The 13787-nt window shown below is 38.4% G+C and carries 11 protein-coding genes; 3 read left to right on the top strand and 8 right to left on the bottom strand.

Features of this window, described 5'->3' with window-relative positions; genetic code table 11:
• Positions 1-23: 23 nt before the first annotated feature.
• From ALPR1_RS07290 to fahA, 3 genes are all read right to left on the bottom strand, one after another.
• Positions 24-689 carry an FAD-binding oxidoreductase gene (locus ALPR1_RS07290; RefSeq protein ID WP_008199589.1) on the bottom strand — a complete coding sequence of 222 codons (666 nt, stop codon included), beginning with the start codon at positions 687-689 and terminating at the stop codon, positions 24-26.
• A gap of 184 nt (positions 690-873) precedes the next feature.
• The gene (locus ALPR1_RS07285; RefSeq protein ID WP_008199588.1) at positions 874-2376 is read right to left on the bottom strand and encodes a hypothetical protein; all 1503 of its coding nucleotides are present in this window, start codon (positions 2374-2376) and stop codon (positions 874-876) included.
• A gap of 241 nt (positions 2377-2617) precedes the next feature.
• Positions 2618-3886, bottom strand: a complete 1269-nt coding sequence (gene fahA / locus ALPR1_RS07280) for a fumarylacetoacetase (protein WP_008199587.1) — start codon at positions 3884-3886, stop codon at positions 2618-2620.
• A 366-nt stretch (positions 3887-4252) separates the two neighbouring features.
• On the opposite strand from fahA, the gene ALPR1_RS07275 reads away from it, so the two are divergent.
• The 3 genes from ALPR1_RS07275 to ALPR1_RS07265 all read left to right on the top strand — a co-directional run bounded on the left by ALPR1_RS07275 (position 4253) and on the right by ALPR1_RS07265 (position 8628).
• Positions 4253-5104, top strand: a complete 852-nt coding sequence (locus ALPR1_RS07275) for a retropepsin-like aspartic protease (RefSeq protein WP_161599220.1) — start codon at positions 4253-4255, stop codon at positions 5102-5104.
• A gap of 94 nt (positions 5105-5198) precedes the next feature.
• Positions 5199-5699: a GreA/GreB family elongation factor gene (locus ALPR1_RS07270; protein ID WP_008199583.1), complete on the top strand. Its 501-nt coding sequence runs from the start codon at positions 5199-5201 to the stop codon at positions 5697-5699.
• Positions 5700-5994: 295 nt separating this feature from the next.
• Complete coding sequence (locus ALPR1_RS07265) at positions 5995-8628, top strand: valine--tRNA ligase (RefSeq protein ID WP_008199581.1); 2634 nt, start codon at positions 5995-5997, stop codon at positions 8626-8628.
• Between the two features lie 70 nt (positions 8629-8698).
• Here the strand turns inward: ALPR1_RS07265 and ALPR1_RS07260 are convergent, their stop codons facing one another.
• The 5 genes from ALPR1_RS07260 to ALPR1_RS07240 all read right to left on the bottom strand — a co-directional run bounded on the left by ALPR1_RS07260 (position 8699) and on the right by ALPR1_RS07240 (position 13703).
• A complete protein-coding gene (locus ALPR1_RS07260) occupies positions 8699-9688 on the bottom strand; it encodes an N-acetylmuramoyl-L-alanine amidase (RefSeq protein ID WP_008199579.1) in 990 nt (329 codons plus the stop codon).
• A gap of 80 nt (positions 9689-9768) precedes the next feature.
• Positions 9769-10575, bottom strand: a complete 807-nt coding sequence (locus ALPR1_RS07255; RefSeq protein WP_008199578.1) for a 3-keto-disaccharide hydrolase — start codon at positions 10573-10575, stop codon at positions 9769-9771.
• An 84-nt stretch (positions 10576-10659) separates the two neighbouring features.
• Positions 10660-11553 (bottom strand): diacylglycerol/lipid kinase family protein, encoded by an 894-nt coding sequence (locus ALPR1_RS07250; protein ID WP_008199577.1) that lies wholly within the window; start codon positions 11551-11553, stop codon positions 10660-10662.
• Positions 11554-11557: 4 nt separating this feature from the next.
• Entirely contained in the window at positions 11558-12553 is a 996-nt protein-coding gene (locus tag ALPR1_RS07245; RefSeq protein ID WP_153231775.1) for an App1 family protein, read from the bottom strand.
• Between the two features lie 97 nt (positions 12554-12650).
• Positions 12651-13703, bottom strand: a complete 1053-nt coding sequence (locus tag ALPR1_RS07240) for a M42 family metallopeptidase (RefSeq protein WP_008199572.1) — start codon at positions 13701-13703, stop codon at positions 12651-12653.
• Between the last annotated feature and the right edge of the window lie 84 nt (positions 13704-13787).

Below are 13787 nucleotides of genomic sequence, written 5' to 3'. Positions count from 1 at the left end.
CATCTATTCCGATTTTTTTATTCCTATTTCTCAAAGGTAATTTGATTCGGGTTTGCTCCGAGTTCTCCTAAACTCTCGCTAATAGCTTTTACCATAGCATCCGGACCACAGACATAAAACTCCTGCGAGAAATCATTGATATGCTCTTTTAAAAAGGATTTATCAATTCTCCCATGGGCGTGTCCCTCTTTATTTTCTTTCTCTAGAATTGAGATAAAGTCACTCCCTAGATTCTTTTGGAAATAATCTTCCATAATCACATCCTTGGAGGTCATATTGGCAAAAAACAACTGGTTTCCTTTTAGCTTTCCATCTTTTTCAAGCTCCTTAAAAATTCCAATAAAAGGGGTTACTCCTGCCCCACCGGCTATAAAAACACCTTTTCCTTGGTATTGAATTGCTCCCCAGGAATCATCTACGATCAACTCGTCCCCTTCTTTCAATTGGTCTAATTTGTTGGTTACCCCATCATGATCACGATAGGATTTTATTACAAACTCCAAGTAATCGTCATCTGAAAGAGATGTAAATGTAAAAGGCCTTTTCTCCTCCTTCCATTTTTCTTGGTTGATAGCGACTTCTGTCGCTTGACCTGGCACAAATGAATAATCTTTCGGTTTATCCACCTGATACCTTTTTACATCATGTGTAAGTTTTTGAATAGTATTGATTTTTACGATATAACTCATAGTTAATTAAAGTTGGTTCTACTATTAAAAACGAATAGGAGCTTATTTGTTTAAGTTTCGGGGCATTAATCCTAATTGAATTAGGGTTTTCATGCAAAACCGTTGCGATAAAGACCCAAAAAAGCCCCTTTGCAAACATTACAAAAGGGCTTATTTAGGAATAGATCCTCAGCCAATTTTAAGATTATAACAGCAAAGTTACATTTCTGTGAATGCTGTTTCTTCCTACCCAACTATATCCGTTGGTAGTCCTTGCTGTGGCGACTAAAACAAAGCTATATGCACAGGATTGAGGAGGCCTCCAATTTCCTGAAACTGGAATCAATTTATTGGTAAATCCTGTCCAGTTCCCTTTTGAGGGTGAATATCCTTCAGAATAAATGGAAGTACTCAATCCATCCCCATACGTAGCATAGAAACTAACCCCTCGAAGATTACCTTCTGGATCATTTGCAGTTATCCTAAAGTTCAGCCCGTCTGGAGCAGCACCTATATTTTCAATGGCACAGGCAGAAACTTCACTTCTACCATGTTTGATACTCTCAATATTTGTGGCTGGCACATGATTATCAATATACACTTTAAACTCATGGGTTGTAAGGACTGTATAGCTAGTTCCCTGATAGAAGGTTACCCGGATTCGGTACAACCCAGGCAACAGCGCCGTAGTAGGAAACTGAATTAATAAATCATCAATTGAATAATCTATATAGGGACTTGCCAACTGATAATACCCATAAGCAGAAGGGGCAAATGACTGTAACGCATAAGTACTTCCTGTCCATCGGTAATTTGACCAGTTACTGATCAACTTTGAATAACCTCCACCATTTGGAGCAATTTCAACCTTGTATTTTTTGTTATTGGTATCCCAAAGCTGTTTAATCTTAGTTCTATTTCCAATCAAATTGAGTGTCCCTCCAAAAGCAGCATTCTCAACAGAAATGTAATAACTAGGGTCTGTTGTGGCTCTACCTGTAACCGGAGAAAGAACACTGTTTCCTGTAGGTATCAGGCCAATACTACCCACAATATCTCCTAGGTCAGCCGTTGGTACTGTAGGTTTCCTACAAAGAATCAACTGTCTTAATTTTTTAAAATCCTTATAAAAGCCACCAGGGAAATCTGTTAAAAAGCTTGGGTTGCTAGATCTAACCCTAAGTCCAAAATAAGTGTATGGAGTACTTAAAGGCCAAGAAAGTGAAACGTTTATTTCCTTTAGTTCTATTTTAAACTTCCAGATCCTATGGCTCACAGAGGAATTCGGACTAGGACCAAATTCCTGAACAACCTGTGATTTCGGAGGAACACTTAAACCTGTCCATTTCGCAGGCCCCAGGTACTTTTGGAGCCCAAGTTTATTGGGTTGACCAGGATAATTACCATAGTTTAGGTCAACATTACTGGTAATAGCCCGATCCCGATTATAGTCAAAACTTAACCAAAAATAATCGTTTGTACTGGTATCATTTCCGGTATCCTGAACTACATCGATTGCTAAGTACAAGAACTTTGCATCATTTTTTGCTAGAATAAACCCTCTTGAAAATTTGAGGGTACCGGCGTCATCCCAGCCTCCCGAATTTATAGGGGTTGCTGGGTCAATTGGATTTACTGCCCATTCACTTTTCAACGGAAAAGCGAAAAGTAAAGGAGTTGTGATTGAGAAGTTTTTAAGTTTTGCCATGATGAGCCTATATAAAAATTGAAATAGTTAGATTTTATCTCCTAAAAAAAGTGGAGACCTGAGAATTACAATCCCTTCCAAAGGGAACCTTGAAATAGAAATACAGAAAGTTCTATTTACATGTATCTACATGAATATCAATTACTTATAAAATAACTAATTTCAATCAGAATAAATAATTAAAAAATAAAAAAGGCTTTCGAAAATCAATCCGAAAGCCTTTATATTGAGTTCCTCACTCTTATTTGGCTGGAATCAATTGGGATTTCAATTCTCCAAAACCAACTCTAATTCCGTCTTTTTCAGCATAGCCCTTCATGATCACAGTATCACCGTCTTCCAAGAAAGTCCTTTCTTCCCCACCATCCAATTGCAAACTTTTCTCGCCATTCCAAGACAACTCCAACATCGACCCAAAAGACTCTTCTGCATCGCCAGAAATGGTACCTGAAGCCATTAAGTCTCCCACATTGATATTACATCCATTGATGGTTTGGTGAGCTAATTGTTGCGCAACATTCCAATACATATACTTAAAGTTCGACTGACAAACCTTGGTCGCCTTCTTCCCCTCAGGCTGAATTTGAACTTCTAAATTAATATCAAAACTATGTGGTGTCTCACAATTCAAGTAAGGAAGCACCTCAGGCTCTTGGCTTGGCCCGTTCACTCTAAAATGCTCTAATGCTTCCAAGGTAACGATCCAAGGAGACATGGACGAAGCAAAGCTTTTACCTAAAAATGGACCTAAAGGCACATATTCCCAAGCTTGGATATCACGGGCAGACCAATCATTAAATAATGTGAAACCAAAAATATAATCTTCTGCATCTTCGGTAGAAACTGAATCACCCAATTTGGTAGACTTCCCAGTAATAAAAGCTAGTTCTAGCTCAAAATCCATTTTTTTTGAAGGTCCGAATCCTGGCTTTTCCATGTCTGGATTCTTAAACTGACCTTTGGGTCTATTAACCGGAACTCCAGAAGGGATAATACTAGAAGCCCTCCCATGATAAGCTACGGGAAGATGTTTCCAATTTGGCAGCAATGCATTTTCAGGATCCCGGAACATTTTACCTACGTTGGTGGCATGCTCCAAGCTACTGTAGAAATCAGTATAATCTCCAATTTTGACAGGAAGTAACATCTCTGCTTCCTTTCGGTTGACCATCACTTTTCCTCTTGCTGAATGATCTCTGAGTTTCTCATTATCTTCAAGAAGCAACTCCTGCACACGCTCACGAATTTTTTTAGTCTGCACTTTGCCTAATGAGATCAAATCATTTAGTACGTCGCTATGAAAAATACCCTCTGGAAGGAAGAAATCAGAAAAGAAACCTTCACGATCCAGAACACTCAAATCTACAATTTTGACTCCTATGGCTATTCCAACTCTAGGCGTCAACCTTTTATTTTTAAATATCCCAAAAGGTAGATTGTAAATCGTGAAATCGGAGTTTTTTGGAACTTCCACCCAAGTACTCAAGGTGTTGGTAGTGCTATCGCTCATTTGCAAAAATCTTTCAGAAAGCAAATTTAGGGTTTAAAGATGAAATGGAAAGCCATTAATTACTGAAATCATTTTTTGAAAAAATCCAAAGTCAGTATACCTCTGAATACCTTTCCTTTAGGTGTTTATTGATTTAAATTAGTTCAGGTGAAATTTTATTTTATTACAAACCAATACCTTTTATTTCATCATGTCCTCATTTCATGATCTTTTGTAACGAACTCTAAAATAAAAATTAAAAGACTCCCCTTTTTTAATGCTTCAAATTGAGATACATTAAGTAAGCTTTTACTTTAATCTCTATTCCAAATGAAGAAGCTCCTGATAATTTCGATTTTATTCTTAGGCATTCATCCGATTTTTGGGATGCAATTGATTGATAAGACCCCAATAAAGATTATAGATAATTTAATTTTTATAGAGGTTAAAATAAATGACAACTCACAATCGTGGAATTTCATGTTTGATTCGGGAGCTGGAGTCACAGCAATTGACCAGAGTCTTGAAGATAAATTAGACCTTACTTATTCTGGGGAAACAAAAATTGGAACTGCAGGAAAGTCACTAGTTTCGAAAACTTCAATAAACAACCAATTATCAATTGGAGAAGATTCTGAACTAAAAGACCTCACATTTTATTTGATGGATTTATCTCATTTAAGTGCATACCTTAAAACAAATGTTGATGGTATTTTGGGATTGGACTTGCTCAATCAACTAGTTGTCGAAACTAACATTGATGCTATGGAAATGCGTTTTTTCTCCCCTGCTAATTATGAGTATTCTGGCAACTCAATACCTCTACAAATAATTAGTCTTGAATCGGGGCATTTTGGTTTACCAGTAAGTGTAACACCTAAAAAATCAAAAGAAAGTCTATCCATGATTTTAAAAATTGACACTGGTGCTGCTAATCACATTACACTTCACAACAGTGCGATTACTGAATTTGACTTATTGGACCCTCAAAAAAAATACAAAAGCAGAAAAGGGTTTAGTATAGATTCAACCATCACGAACAATCTAAGAGGCAAAATCCGTTCTGCTGAACTTGCGACAAAAGAATGGAGAAATATTCCTGTTGTATTTGAAGTTGATCCTTTAAATGAAATTTCAGAAAGACAAGGAGATGGGCTTATAGGACAAGCTTTATTGCTCGATTTCAATATGACCTACCACTTAGATCAAGAAGTCATTTACTTCGAAAAAAGGAAATAAGGGTAATCATTTGAAACCCATGTCCAGACACCTTCAATGAAACTAATTCCTTCCTAAACTCCTTATTTACTTTTGAGAGTATAATACCCAAACCATGAGCAGAGGATTTGTAAAAGAAGAAGATCAGGAAGAAACCCCGTTAGTTCCACCCAGAGCTGATTTACCCAGCGGAGTCACCAACTATGTCACTGAAACTGGAATGGAGGAATTGCAAGCTGAAAAACAGGCTCTCATTGAAGAGAAAAGTAACCTCACAGCAGCTACGGAACAAGAAAAGCGAATTGCTTCTAATTTTATCAGTGCAAAAATTAAATTGCTGGATGAGCGAATTGCAACTGCCAAAATTGTGGATCTAAGCGAGCAACCCAAAAACGAAATCCGTTTCGGCGCAAAAGTCACACTCAAAATTGGAAAAAGTCCTAAGGCCATGACCTATCAGCTGGTGGGTGTAGATGAAGCCGATATCTCCAAAAACAAAATCTCCTTTATTTCACCAATTGCCATGATTTTAATCGGCAAAAAAGTGGGAGAAAAGGCCACCTTAAGTTTAACTAAAGGAGATCGGGTATTTGAGGTAATGGAGATTAAATATTGATTATGTGAACTCCCGGCTTTTGGAGCTTCAAATTACTTGATTTAGGCATATTGCCACGTCCAGCGACTGGGGAAGCAATACAACAGTATGGTATTGCACTTTGGGATTAAAAACCTTCGAATCCATTCAGGAGGACATAGATATGTCATGTCATACGCCAACTTGCCATGGGCTAGGGAGTCCAGACAATCGCTCTGATCTACCTATTTTTCCCACTTCCTATAATTGATCACTCAATCATGCCTCCAAAATTGGCTTTTTCCCTATTTTTGCACCTCAATTAATTATCCGTTTTATGTCTATTGCTAGCAAATATGATCCAGCTACCACCGAAGCCAAGTGGTATGCCTATTGGATGGAGCACAAGCTTTTTTCATCAAAAGTTGATCCTAATAAGGAACCTTATGTGATCACTATGCCCCCACCAAACGTCACAGGTGTCTTGCACATGGGACATATGCTAAACAATACCATTCAGGATGTATTGATACGTCGTGCTAGAATGCAAGGCAAAAATGCGCTTTGGGTTCCAGGAACAGATCATGCTTCCATTGCTACGGAGACCAAAGTGGTCAACCTACTGAAGGAGCAGGGAATCGATAAAAAATCCCTTACACGTGAGAAATTCCTTGAGCATGCCTGGGAATGGAAAGAAAAATACGGGGGAATAATTCTAGATCAATTAAAGAAATTAGGTGCTTCCTGTGATTGGGATCGCACAGCTTTCACTATGGATGAAGGCTTGAGCGATGCGGTTATTTCTGTTTTTGTGGATTTACATAAAAAAGGAAAAATCTACCGAGGCATCCGAATGGTTAACTGGGATCCGAAAGGTAAAACTGCTCTTTCTGATGATGAAGTAATCACCAAAGAGATTGACTCCAAACTTTATTATATCAAATATCAAATAGAAGGTACCGCAGATGAATTCTTGACCATTGCTACCACACGTCCTGAAACTATTATGGCTGATGTGGCTATCTGTGTCAATCCCAATGACCCAAGATTCACTCATCTGAAAGGAAAGAAAGCTATTGTTCCTTTGATTAATAAAGCGATTCCAATCATCGAGGATGAGTATGTGGATATGGAGTTTGGTACAGGTTGCCTTAAAGTTACTCCTGCACATGACATTAATGATTACGAGCTTGGGCTGAAGCATAAATTAGAGGTGATTGACATCTTAAATGATGACGGTACACTCAATGAAAAAGCTCAGATTCTAGTAGGAGAAGATCGATTTGTCGCCAGAAAAATGATCGGCAAGAAACTGAAGGCAATCGATCAGTTGGAGAAAATTGAAGATTATAAATCCAATGTCGGTCACTCCGAAAGAACAGATGCTGTAATTGAGCCAAAGCTTTCATTACAGTGGTTCTTAAAAATGGATGAAATCACCAAACCTGCTCAAAAGGCAGTCATGGAAGACATCATTCAATTGTATCCGCCAAAATTCAAGAACATGTATCGTGCTTGGATGGACAACGTAAGAGATTGGTGTATCTCTCGTCAGCTATGGTGGGGACACAGAATCCCTGCTTACCATCTTCCAAATGGGGAATTTGTAGTTGCTAAAACCGCAGAGGAAGCACTAAAAATAGCCAATGAGCAATTTGGCGGTCAATTTACTGCTAAGGACCTTCAGCAAGACGAAGATGTCTTGGACACATGGTTCAGCTCTTGGCTTTGGCCGATTTCAGTTTTCGATCCGGAAGTATTTACAACCAGCAAAGCGAACGAGGAATTGAAATATTACTATCCAACCAATGACTTGGTAACCGCACCAGAGATTTTATTCTTCTGGGTGGCAAGAATGATCATTGCTGGTTATGAATACATGGGCGAAAAACCCTTCAACAATGTGTACTTAACAGGGATAGTTCGTGATAAACTTGGCCGGAAAATGTCCAAGTCTCTCGGAAACTCCCCTGACCCATTGGAGCTTATAGCTCAGAATGGAGCGGATGGAGTTAGAACAGGAATGCTATTTTCTTCTCCTGCAGGAAACGACCTTCCTTATGATGATAAGTTAGTGGAGCAGGGAAGAAATTTCTCGAACAAAATCTGGAACGCATTCCGTTTGGTGAAAGGTTGGGAAATTGACCCAAGCTTAGATGGTGCAGCAAATAAGTCTAGTATTGAATGGTTTGAAAATAGATTCCATCAAGCCTTAGCCGAAATCAATGCTCATTTTGAAAAATTCCGTATTTCGGATGCCTTAATGACGACATACAAATTGGTTTGGGGAGACTTCTGCTCTTGGTATCTAGAAATGATCAAACCAGAATATCAGCATCCAATTGATCAAGAAACCTATGATAAAACCATTGAGATTTTTGAGGATATCCTGAAAATCTTACACCCATTTATGCCTTTTATTTCCGAGGAGTTATGGCATCAAATTGATGAAAGATCGGTAGAAGAATCCTTGATTTTAGCTTCATGGCCAGAGGAGAAAACATTTGACGCAACTATTACGGAGGAGGCAAATCAAGTTTTTGAGGTGGTTTCTCAAGTAAGAAATCTAAGAGCTTCTAAAGGTATGTCTCCAAAGGAAACCTTGGATTTAACCATCAAAACTTCCACCCCTGAGCTTTATAAGCGATTTGAGGCAGTACTAAAGAAGCTAGCTAATCTCTCTAGCTTGGAGTTTGGCGATAAGGTGGAAAATGCGATTAGTTTCGTTGTGAAATCTGATGAATGTTTTGTCCCTATGGGAGATTCCATTAATGTGGAAGAAGAGAAAGAGAACATTCAGAAAGAATTGGATTACACCAAAGGCTTCCTTAACTCAGTGATGAAGAAATTAAGCAATGAGCGTTTTGTTAATGGAGCACCTGAAAAAGTGATTTCTATGGAGCGTAAAAAGCAAGCAGACGCTGAGGCGAAAATCAAAGCATTGGAAGAAAGTTTAGCTAAACTCGGCTAATTCAAAATATAAGATTATTGAAAAACCCGGAATCGTAAATTCCGGGTTTTTTATTGATTTATATTTTTATTCAGGAAAAGTCTAAGAAATCTTTACTTAGCCACTTTTGTTCCAAACTGATTTTACACCAGCCTTGGTGCTCTTCTGAAATAAAGACTTCTTCCTGTTCCATCAGGTTATCAACGATGGAATATTGAGTACCCGGACCACTTCTCACCCGAAGTACATTGGCATTGACAGTAGCTCTTTTTACATCGACAGTATACCTTCCATAAACCCAGTGTGATTGGCTATTTGATATTTTTAACCATCCATTTGCCTCATCATAAATCCTCAGAATTCCTCCCATAAGCACGGCGTTTCGATCTGAAGCGAGAGCAGCTGAGCCGGCTGGTCCTACTCTAACATTTAAAGCAGAAGCCGTAACTGCAACATACTTTTGAATAGCCTGTGGTGGCCGTGGTGTAGGCCTATCTCCAATTTGCGCTGCTACTAGAGGTAAAAAATTTACCTGGCAATCATCCACCTTGTTACCTCCAAAGAAATTGGTACCGGGACAGGATTTATTTCCTCCTGTACCATTATTTCGTTTCCCAGTATTCAGGTCAAACCAATGATGATATATAATACTGAATGTATTGATCGGAAGTCTAAATTTGAGACAAAGAGCTGCTGTTAACTTTACGGCAGTATCTCTCTGCTCATTCGTCATTTGATCTTTGCCCTCATCAAAATCCCCAAAATGTTCGATGCAAATGGAATCTCTATTTGCTCCATAAATGCATGCTGGGCTAGCCTCTAGTGACCTGCCAGTCAGAATCGTTCCATCTGGAAATGTTGTAAAGTGCTGACCTATATCATTCCAGCCATTATTTCTGACATGATGATTACGCATACTCGCTTGTCGATCAAAATGGTTTGAGCCATTAAAATGGACATAGCTAGGGCTCCAAGTATGGTGCTGTTGAACTGTCAGTATTGTACGGGCAATTCGTTGAGATTCGATCCAAGGACCAAATTCAGCAATAGTCATTTTTAAAAAACCATATTTTGATTCCATAGAAGAGAAAGGATTTAATTTGAAAAATTTTACTGACTTTAAGATAGTCAGAAATACTCAAACCCTTCAACTGCAAGGAATTAAAGCTCTTTAATTCTCAAATCCCGAAATAAAACACCTTGACCTTCACTTTGAAGTCCGATATAACCACTTTTTAATGGGGTACCATCCACCTTAATATTTGGGTCAAAACGCGTAGCTGTACCTCCTCCAATCTGCGGTTTGGTATATCTCAAAACAGTATCTCCATTTACCATATGGATCACTAAAGAGTCTCCATAAACTATTAAATCTGCTCTTACCCACTCATCCCATTGGAAAGTTGGAGAGGTTGAATTAATACAATGTCTTGGATCTTTTTCTCCTTCAAAAAACACATCTGTTCCAGGTGAACACATATTCCCCGTAGGTCTTGGCACACCTTCTTTCTCTTCAGCGAGCATCTGCCATTCTACAGAAATCGGCCAATCCTGCTCCTTTAAAATTGAATTTGGAGCTTGGGAATGAAACATGACACCGCTATTTCTATAGGTATAACTTGCCGCATCTTCTAGCCATTGATCCGTAAATCGATATTCCCAGGTCATATGAAAAGATGAAAATGGCTTTTCATAGAATAAGTGTCCATAACGATCATCAAATCCCTCGTTATAATCATCGTAGTTCACTTCTATGATACCGTCTTTAACCCGGAATGTTTCTGCATAATTATCACCAGTTTCATGATGCTGTATTTTAGGTATCCACCCATCTAAATTTTCACCATTAAACATTACCTGCCAATCTGATTGCTGGTTCTCTGGTTTAACTTCATTGTTCGTACTATTTCCTGAAGTACAAGAAATAGACACAACTCCCATTACGAATAAAAGTATGTATTTGCTCATTTGATTAGTTGAAAATGAAACAGGAAGTTATGGAATAAAATAGAAAAGAAAACCCTTTGAATGACAAATGGCTGAGTGAATTTACTATTGACAAACTGCCTTTGTTTTCAAACCAACAAACCTAAAAGCATGCTTTTCTATCTCAGCAATCACCTTTTTTGGAGTTCCCATTACTTCTCCATCAATCTGAAATTCAATATCGTCTACATTTTCTATTTCACATCTCTCACATCTCCAGATCTTGGAATCTTTTTGTTCCTCTAAATCTCCTCTAAACATGGCCAAAGTCATTCGGATATAATCTTTTGCCGATTCTGGGTTTAAAGCAATTATCTCAAATTTACCATCATTGATTTTTCCATTGCAATTGATCAATGCTCCAGTCCCATACTGATCACCATTTGCAATCACTAGCATTTTTGCAGACACTTTATGGCTTTCACCGTTGATTGTCAACAAATACCTATGGGGCTCCATATTGAATATTTCCGAAACTGAACTTTGTATATAAGCCAGCATCCCTCGCCCATCTTTCTCTTCAAATCTTCTCACCAAATTGGCGTTAAACCCAAAGTCTGATAAATGAAGACATAGTTCATCACCGATTCTGATTGCATCCACATCATAAATATTATGATCCCGTATTGCCTCCCAAGCATCCTCAATCATGTGAATCCCCATACATTTTGCTAAACCATTCGCAGAACCTAAAGGAACTATGCAAAGCGGCACATTTTCCTCTCTAAGAGATTTTGCCACCATTTTAACTGTACCATCTCCGCCACCAATTAAAACCATTTCAGGCTTAACTCTATCAAATTCAATTTTCACCTTGGACTCATCGTCCTTACCAGTGGTGACAAAAACTTCTACCTGGTATAAAGGAAGTTTTACCTGAAACATTTCGATCAATGATTCCTCATCTAAGGAATTCTCTCCAGAGATCGGATTATAAATGAATAAACATACTTTAGACATAATTTTATTGTTCTAGGAATTTATGATTTGAAGCCAACTCGAGGGCTTCATCTGATGATTCTATAAAGAAGAAATTATTAAGGCCTATAATTTTCTCTAGATTGGCCTTTCTTTCTGGCTCCAAGGACCCGACTAAGCGAATAAAAACTGCAAGAATTCTATCGGGATTACTTTTGATAATCTCCGCATATAATTCAGGGTCATGTTGTCCACTGTCACCAATTAGAAAAAATTTCATATTGGGGTATAGGTCAAAAATCCTTTGCACCTTTTCCAGTTTATGTTGGTGGCTTCCACCACCGGACTTCCATATATTCTTAATATTGATGTGTTTATCCTTGAGCAATGTGGGCCCAAGAGGAATGTTTCTAAACCTCATAAAATCACGGATCAAATCGTACAAAGACCAATCACTGCTGGAAACATAGAATATTGGATTCTCTCCATTATGAGTCAATGCTCTGTAAAACTTGGAAACCCCAGGAAGAGGCCTTCGGGTATAAGCATTTTTAGATATAGAAAGCCAAAATTTCTTCCCCAACTCTGTAGAGTGTGAGATTAATACGGTATCATCAATATCCGAGATAACTCCTGTCTTTTGGTTAAACCTTGAGACCCCTTTTGCAACCCAAACAGATTTATTTTTAGTGGCAGGACTTTTTACCTTAAAGTTGACTTGTTCCACCACTCCAGGATTGGGATTTCTCACCTCAATTTGTTTCTCAAAAACCCCATCTTCATCGGTTTCTACTTCAAAAGTTTTCTCATGAAGCATGATTTCAACTTTTGCATTAGCCACGCTAAATACTGAGTATCTCCGAATAGATGCAATAATATTTCTGATCCAAGAATTTCTTGAAGAAGGCCTCCGCTCCCTATAGGAGCTAATTACTCGTCCTTTTACAAAAACAGTTTCCTTATTTCCAAAAGCCAAAAATGGCTCAACCCGAACCTTTTCTGGCTTTGTCTTTAAGCTTTGAGGCTTTAATAGTTGACTCATAGCATCAAAAAATGCAAAAAAAAGACCACTGGAAATCAAGACATAAAAAAAGCCCTGTAGTAAAGTCTACAGGGCTTATTAATTCAGGGAAAATCTGTTAATGTTTCCAATCGTATGAATCTACTTGCTCTAAGCAGGCTTTAAGAAGTGAAATGGAATCAAAAATATCTTTCTTATGAGACATTTCTATGACCTGATGAAGATGTCTTGTAGGGATTGAGATTGCTCCAGCGATGGCTCCTTGTTTCCCCATTCTTTGAACTCCAGCAGTATCGGTACCTCCAGCTGTCAAAATCTCTGGCTGCCAACTGATTTCTTCCTTCTGGGCAGTTTGCTTCATAAACTCCACCATTCTATAATCACATATAGTCAACGCATCCATGATTTTTATAGCCGTACCCTTTCCAAGTTCGGTTACTTTTTCGTGAGCCTGTGCACCTGGTACATCGAAAGCAATGGTTGTATCTAAAGCAATCCCAAAATCAGGGTTTATCCCATGAGCCGCCACATTGGCTCCTCTAATGCCCACTTCTTCCTGAACCGTGAAAGTTGCATAGACATCATAGGCAGGATTTTCTAGTTGCTTTAAGGTCTCCAATAAAATAAACACTGCTACCCTGTTATCAATAGACTTACAGTTGACACAATCTCCCATTTCTATCAATTCGCGATCTCTGGTCACAGGATCACCAACTGTGATGAATTTTTCTACTTCAGATTTGGGCATACCCAAGTCGATGAAAAAATCAGTGGTCTTCGGAAGCTTAGTTCTCTCCTCAGGTGACATCACATGAATTGGCTTACTGCCCATCACGCCTACTATGTCCTTTTTACCATGAACTATCACTCTTTGGGCAGTCAAAGTTTTGGGATCAAACCCTCCCAAGGTGTGGAAACGAAGAAATCCATTATCATCAATATTGGTAACAATAAAACCTATCTCATCCATGTGAGCGGCCACCATCACGCGCTTGCCATCTGGGTTTCTTTTCCCCTTTTTGATCGCAATTACATTTCCGATATTATCAACCTTCACCTCATCCACATGTGGAGTCACAAGGTCTAGGACCAAATCTCTCACACGCTTTTCGAAGCCTGGTGCTCCAGCTATTTCACAAATTTCCTTAAGTAATGGTACGTTTATTTCCATCGTATTTGAAGCTATTAAATTCTATTAAAACACTAATATATCATGCAGCTCAAGCAAAAAGAAAAGGGCACAAAGAAAATTCCA

The sequence above is a fragment of the Algoriphagus machipongonensis genome, assembly GCF_000166275.1.
Classification (GTDB): domain Bacteria; phylum Bacteroidota; class Bacteroidia; order Cytophagales; family Cyclobacteriaceae; genus Algoriphagus; species Algoriphagus machipongonensis.
This window is presented reverse-complemented; position numbering and strand designations above follow the sequence as displayed.